The organism is Marivirga sp. (assembly GCF_024636815.1).
Classification (GTDB): Bacteria; Bacteroidota; Bacteroidia; order Cytophagales; family Cyclobacteriaceae; genus Marivirga.
On sequence record NZ_JAGXGF010000116.1, the window covers coordinates 1 to 6,661 of the forward strand.

A 6,661-nucleotide genomic window follows, 5' to 3' on the forward strand; every position below is an offset into this window, starting at 1 on the left:
CTGCCTAATACCAAGATTAAGCTTTTACAGCAATTGCTAAAAAAGGCAATAGAAGAGTTTAAAAAAACCAATCGAGCAAAAGGAATTGATTTCAGCAAGAAATTCCAATCGCTAGTTGATCAATACAATGAACGTAAAGAGCTAAACGATTATCAAGGCCAGGTATATGATGATATTGCTGAGCAATTCACCAATATGATTATGGATATGAAAGCAGCCTTCGCTTCAGGGGATGAATTAGGAATAAGTTTCGAGGCCAAAGCATTCTATGATATTCTAAAGCAGCTGGCCAACAAATACGACTTTGAATATCCTGATGAAAAGCTAATCCCTCTATCAGAAAATGTAAAGGCATTAGTAGATGATAAAGCTAAATACACGGATTGGAACAAAAGGGCAGATATTAAAGCGGAGCTCAAAGCTAATCTGGTAGTCCTACTTGGGGAAAACGATTACCCTCCTGTAGATCGTGATGAAGTGTATCAAGAGATTTTTGAGCAGGCAGAGAATTTTAAGAGGTATAATTCTTAGGATATGTTAATCATTGTATAATATTATCCTTTGAGACTATAGTTTAATTTGTAATTTAGAACTATGTACAGTAAGTATTTTTTCAGGTATAGCCTTAGTTTAATAGTCATATTACTACTTTTTTCATGCTCTAAGGAATTTTGTGAAGAGAGTAAGTTAACGAAAGATCGAATTGCAGAAGAAGAACTCTCTAAGCTTCAAAATTCAGATAGCCTTCCTTTGACCCTATTAAGATTACCAAAGAATTCTAGAACTGGAATATTGGGCATCTACCAGTAAAGATACCTTTGATCTATTTGACATGGGTAAAATGCGATTCATAAAAATTGATAGTTTAAATGTTAATTGTGCATTGAGTATTAGAGGAGCAGAAAGAATAGAGTCTAGTAAATATTTAAATAAGCAAACTGATTTTGGTGAGATTACGAGCTATATCCCATTGATTACTTTCAATAACAGCGGTGAAATAGAGGGATTTTATACTTTGTTCGAAAGTAAGAGGGAAATCAAAAGTTGCTGCAAAACGAAGATTTCGATATTAATGATCTTGTTAATAATAGAAAATTACAAGGTTTGATTAATCCAAAGGAAAGAAGAATTAGTCAAAGGGAACGAGAAGTACAGAAATCAGCACAGGCTTACCAGAAGCAATTAAAAATCAATAAGATAAAAAAGGAGAGAGAAGAAAAACAAGCAAAAATTGACGAAGAAAGAGCTGCTAAAGAAGCGTTTAATGAGCGAATCGATAATGCGTATTCGGCCACTTCTTTACTAAATGAATTTTACAGCAATGAAATTAGGGCGAATAGGAATTTTAAGAATAAAAGAATTGATATTAAAGGAACTATTTATACAGTAGTAAAAGATGATTACGAAGATAAAGTTAAGATTATTTTGAATGCTCCAGGAGTTGGTTCTGTAATTTGTTTTACAGATGAATCTGAGGCTGTAGCACAATTGAGCAGTGGTCGTCAAGTTGTATTAGAAGCTACATGTGTCGGTTTAGATGATTCTAAAGTTAGCTTATACTTTATGGAAACTGATATTATTGGATATTAAATAAAGGTTATCTTTCAATTCAAATTTTAAAATGGAAACATCTGAGATTTTAACGACAATAGGTTTAGTAATTGCATTATTTTCATCTATTTATGCTATACATACTAATAAAATACAAGTTAAAGCTTTTAAAGAGCAGCTTAAGCTTAATTTCTTCACAGAATATACTAGAAGATATCAAGAGATTATCTTGAATTTTCCCGAAAATATAAACGATGAAGATTTTGATTTTGACATTCTTAAAGGTGACGTTAAGTCTAAAACCTTAAGATACATGAGAGCTTATTTTGATTTATGCAGTTAGGAATTTGATTTAAATGAAGCTGGATATATTGATAAAAGAATTTGGGGTAATTGGGAAGAGGGAATAAGATATGCAATGTCAAAAACTGCATTTCAAAAGGCTTGGAAAATTATAAAATTGGATACTAGATACTATCCCCAATTCTCAGAGTGGATTAATGGAATTTTAAATTAAACTTCTATCTCAATTTCATTTTCAGCCCTTATCACTTCATAAATCGGGATATTTGCTCCCAAAATTTCAATTGAAATGGATAACCCATAAGGTATCTTTGATTTATTTTTATCCCAACCCTTATGTCCTCTCACGGAAAGGCCTATTTCTTCAGGAAGCTCATATGATTTTACTATAGTCCAGTCTTTTTGTAAGCTACTATTTGTCCTATTAATTCCATCTACTGACCCCCTTTTGTCAGATTTAATTTTCCAATTATAGTTCCTAAATTGCTTTCTATTTTCTTTATCATACTCAGTTTTCTCTTCATCTATTTCGAGCAATGCATAATCTTTAAATTCTTCGAAAGATTCTCCAATTTTAGATGTACTCCAATCAAGCCATGTTGATAGGTAAGATTTCGTTCTTTGTCTGGTTCGTCTAACCTTTGCGGAAAATGCTAATGAGATCTCAATAAGAATATCATAATCTTCACCAGGGGCTCTCATTGCTTCAGGGATTTTTAAAGAATATAGATGACCTTGTTCAGCACTTATTTCTCCGGTATTGTAAAATGTGATTCGATAGTCTGTGTTTTTTGTAACTCTTTCTAGTGACGGTATTCCGTAACCAAAATGTTTTAAACTTAATTCATTAGGTTCTAAAAAATGAGAATTAGGTAAACGAGCTCCTTGAGCAATTAGGGATCTAATTAAGCAACTATTTTCTTCTGGATAAAGCTGTTTTAAAGTGGCTGCTATATGTGTTACTTTTGGAGTTGAAAAAGACGTTCCCACATTACCGGTTCTTACAGCACTGCTACCATCTAAAGTCGAGTTTACAAGTTCAGGTGAAGTGGAAGAATGCGATTTTACGTGATTCTGTCCATTTTGGGAAATCACCAATCCGCCTCCGTATTCTACAACATCTGGTTTTATTGTATCCCAAATACCATTGCCAATTCTGGAAAAGGCAGAAACTTCATTTAAATCGCCTATGGATTCCCAGTTGTCGTCTTCAAAAAAAACGTGGTTAACAGAACCAACAGAAATACAAAAGCTACTTTGAGAAGGATTGGCTAAGCGTGAAAATTTTTCTTCTAGATAGCTTGGATAAGATTTGCCGTTTTTTAGAAAATAGGAAACCTCTTGGGCTGTTATATTCCCAGCAGATGTAATAAATAAAACATCGCTTTCATTCGATATTTTATCTATTATTGCTGCCCAACTTGACATGTGCTTTGTTCTAAATGGTGTTTTCGAACTAACTGACAGGTTAAATAATTTGCAATCAGGATTGTCATTAGCAATTTTTTGAATTAATGCGGCTGGATATCTGTCAATTAAGGAATTGTTTCTATCAAGAATTTTAAGATTTCTTATAAAGAACGGAAGGCGATAAGGGCTTTCAAGACCAGATATTCCACTTGGGTATAAAATTGCCCCAGCAACTTTTGTTCCGTGTCCACCACCCTTGACATAATCCATTGTAGAATCATCTGATTCAATGTATGATTTAGAAAGGTGAGACCTAATGGCTGGAGAAAGATACCGGTGGCTCTCCATAATTCCGCTATCAATTACTCCTACTTCAATGCTATCATCATGGGGCGGTAATATTTCAATTTCAGATTTTGAAATCTCACCTTCGGATCCTTCGATTCCACTTACTTCTTCAATCTCAGAGACTTCAAATACAAACTGATAATTAACGACAAGATCTTTCAGTCCTTTTCCAGTAATTGATACTTCACAGCCAAAACTATCACCTAAGTCGACATACTCACTTGTTTTTTCGCCATAAAACCTGATAAATTTTTCAAAATGATTTTCTCTTTCGATAAGGATATTATCTCTTTCTATTAATTTATCTTGATATTTTTTAAATCTGGTCTCACCTTGTTTTGTACTTCGGTCAGGTGCTTTTTCTATTGGTTTTGCAAATGCAATAGATACTTCAAGTTTATATGTTGCGTCATCTTTTATATCATTCCACTTTTTAAAGAGTTCTTCAGATAGGATATGTTTTGGCCTCCATTCATCTCTATTACCCTCAAATATCTCCCAAAAGTTGGCTATTTGACCTGAGCCGTGTTTCTTTTCTATAAAACTGTCGATTTTTTCTTCAAGAGATCGAAAATTGTCAAGTGATGCGCCTATTATATAACCATCTTCTTCCTCTGAAATTACTTCAATACCGAATGATTCTAAATCAAACTCAGCATTGATTTTGTCAGGATCAAATTTAATAAAAATCGGGATAATTTCCAGGTTTAATTCAGGGAGGTTAGCCTCTTCTCGGATTGCATTAGCCTTTACCCAGCTTTTTTTATTACTTGTAGTTAGCTTTTTAAGTTTTTGACTGTGCTTTTGCCTATTTTTCTTATTTTCGATTGTGATTTGGTTCGGGGTACCACCCCCGTGAAATCGAGGCTTTCCTTCTACTTTTTGAACAAATTTTAAGTGGGGAAATTGTTCCATAAAATATTATCTGCTAATGGCCACATTCTCTTCTAATGCAGTATCTATATCTTCGGTTGAAATTTCATTTTTTAATTTGATTACAGCTTTTTTAGCTGCATCATTTGCAATTTTAACGATGATAGCGTAAGACATTCCTATCATTTTTTTTGAATAGTCATTTAATCTTACGTTTTTACTTAAATTGAGTGCAGAAAAGCATTTTTTCAACAATTCCACTATTTCTGTCTCATTGGGTTTAGGTAATTCTATAAAATCATCAAACCTTCTAAAAAGCGCTTTGTCTAAACTCCCTTCTAAATTCGTTGTAGCAATTAATATTCCTTGTCCATCATATTCTTCTAGTAACCCTAAAAGAATGTTAACAATCCTGTGAATTTCACCTACATCATTAGAACTAGTGTCTCTTTGTTTTCCAATAATATCAAACTCGTCTAAAAGCAAGACACAAGGATAATCTTCAATGCTTTCAAACAGCTTTTGAAGATTTGAGGCAGACTCTCCAAGATAAGAAGATATTATAGAATCAAATCTCACCTTGTAAAATGGTAATCCTAAATCCCAGGCTATTCTTTCTGCTCCCATTGACTTACCACAACCGGATGATCCATGAAATAAAATCTTCTTTTTAGGTTTTAAGCCATGATGTGCTAATCTTTCTCTTGCCAAGTACTCTTCCTCAATTCGTAGTATTTTATTCTCTACATTCTCAGAAAGGACCATTTCATGCCTCAAATATTCTTGTTCAATATGGGTTGCTAAAGGAAGTTTATAGCGCCTATCTACAGGCATTTTATAAACTTTTTCTTTGGCAATTTTTAAATTATTACTTGAGTAAGATTGATTTAAACTGCTGTTTTTTAGAATTTGACCTAATTTATCTGCTAACTTTTGGTGGCCTTTTCTTCTTTCATCTTCAATGATGCTAAATGCAACTTTCATCAAAGGTGCATCTCTTTCTGCATCGATTGATTTAAATAACCTTGTTAGAAGTACCTGGTTCATGATAATGCAAAGTTATTAATATAATTTGAAATAGTTTATTCTTTATGGTAAGATATGATTGTTTTTCTGTACATCATATATTTTTAATGATTTTTTTCATTAAAATGGATCAATAGATTTTCTCAAAATCGAATCAAACTCATTTCAAATAAGCCATAAAACCTGTAGATTCTTAGTACACGGTGTAACTTTTCTCAATCTTTGCTTAGACCTTGCAAACCTTCTCTAGATTTTATTAGATATTGATCGGTATTAATTAACTGTTTTACTTCATTGAAAGAATATTAAGTTTGAGAAGTTAAAGCAGCTTTTCAAGCTTGTTTTTGATGAGCTTAAATGAATGTAAACCTACATTATCATCTGGGTTTAAAAATGTCCTCTTCCGATAGTTACTAACCAACAATTTAGTTGATTTTTAAGTCATCAGATATATTCAATTTTTCCAGCAAGGGGCCAGTAGTTACCTTCCCTTGATGGATATTTTTAAATAGAGTTCTTAATTTTGTATCATTTTTTGTAGTCCTACTACTTATATATAAACAGAATTAAGAAAAATAAAGCTGAATGCAATTTTTATGTTATTAAAAAATACCTGTTTTAGGTAGTAAAACTACCAAAATACCAACATTTTTAAGAATATTTTATCTGACTGGCTTTCAAATAATAGAATAAGGTAGGTCAATATGTACTAAAAGCCTTTATCTTTAAAATTGATCAAAGTCCATAATTTCAGAAAAGGAATTGAAAACATTTAGAGGATTATGTTTTTTTCGCTCCCACCATTCGTTTTTATCCCCAATAATTCGTACTTTCATCTAACAAATAAATATGAATAATAGCTATTCAGAAGTTTTATCAATTTATTTACTGTTAGCTATAACATACTGATAATCAGGGATATTTCGATTCCTGCCGAGGTCACATTCGGGACTAATCCTTAGATGCAGAGCCTGTACCGAAGTACTCAGCATTTGATTCCTGTTAGGTCACAATCATAAATAAGCTTTTGTGATTTGCCAATTTCACCTCTTCAAATGTCTCCAATATCATTTTAGTGCCTTTCTTGTTAGCATAACTTTTAATTAGCAAATAGCTTTTTCTTAATAATCCAGAATTAGAATCCAACTTA

5 protein-coding genes are annotated in these 6,661 nt (G+C 32.4%); 3 read left to right on the top strand and 2 right to left on the bottom strand.

The genetic code is table 11. The features are described from left to right. The 3 genes from Q0L29_RS08925 to Q0L29_RS08935 all read left to right on the top strand — a co-directional run. Positions 1 to 531: type I restriction enzyme endonuclease domain-containing protein (locus Q0L29_RS08925; RefSeq protein WP_296620952.1), on the top strand; the 531-nt coding region annotated here is incomplete at its 5' end. A gap of 513 nt (positions 532 to 1,044) precedes the next feature. Continuing rightward, complete coding sequence (locus Q0L29_RS08930) at positions 1,045 to 1,590, top strand: hypothetical protein (RefSeq protein ID WP_296620954.1); 546 nt, start codon at positions 1,045 to 1,047, stop codon at positions 1,588 to 1,590. A 31-nt stretch (positions 1,591 to 1,621) separates the two neighbouring features. Beyond that, on the top strand, positions 1,622 to 1,894 hold the full coding sequence (locus Q0L29_RS08935) for a hypothetical protein (protein ID WP_296620956.1): 273 nt from the start codon (positions 1,622 to 1,624) through the stop codon (positions 1,892 to 1,894). A gap of 170 nt (positions 1,895 to 2,064) precedes the next feature. On the opposite strand, the gene Q0L29_RS08940 is transcribed toward Q0L29_RS08935, so the two are convergent. Together Q0L29_RS08940 and Q0L29_RS08945 are read right to left on the bottom strand one after the other, a co-directional pair. After that, positions 2,065 to 4,527 carry a S8 family peptidase gene (locus tag Q0L29_RS08940; RefSeq protein ID WP_296620957.1) on the bottom strand — a complete coding sequence of 821 codons (2,463 nt, stop codon included), beginning with the start codon at positions 4,525 to 4,527 and terminating at the stop codon, positions 2,065 to 2,067. A gap of 6 nt (positions 4,528 to 4,533) precedes the next feature. Continuing rightward, positions 4,534 to 5,532 (bottom strand): AAA family ATPase, encoded by a 999-nt coding sequence (locus Q0L29_RS08945; protein ID WP_296620959.1) that lies wholly within the window; start codon positions 5,530 to 5,532, stop codon positions 4,534 to 4,536. Positions 5,533 to 6,661 lie beyond the last annotated feature (1,129 nt).

Bases quoted from the DNA above. Each gene is read 5' to 3' on its own strand.
- Q0L29_RS08935 (WP_296620956.1), top strand. From the start codon at position 1,622: ATGGAAACATCTGAGATTTTAACGACAATAGGTTTAGTAATTGCATTA.
- Q0L29_RS08940 (WP_296620957.1), bottom strand. From the start codon at position 4,527: ATGGAACAATTTCCCCACTTAAAATTTGTTCAAAAAGTAGAAGGAAAG.
- Q0L29_RS08945 (WP_296620959.1), bottom strand. From the start codon at position 5,532: ATGAACCAGGTACTTCTAACAAGGTTATTTAAATCAATCGATGCAGAA.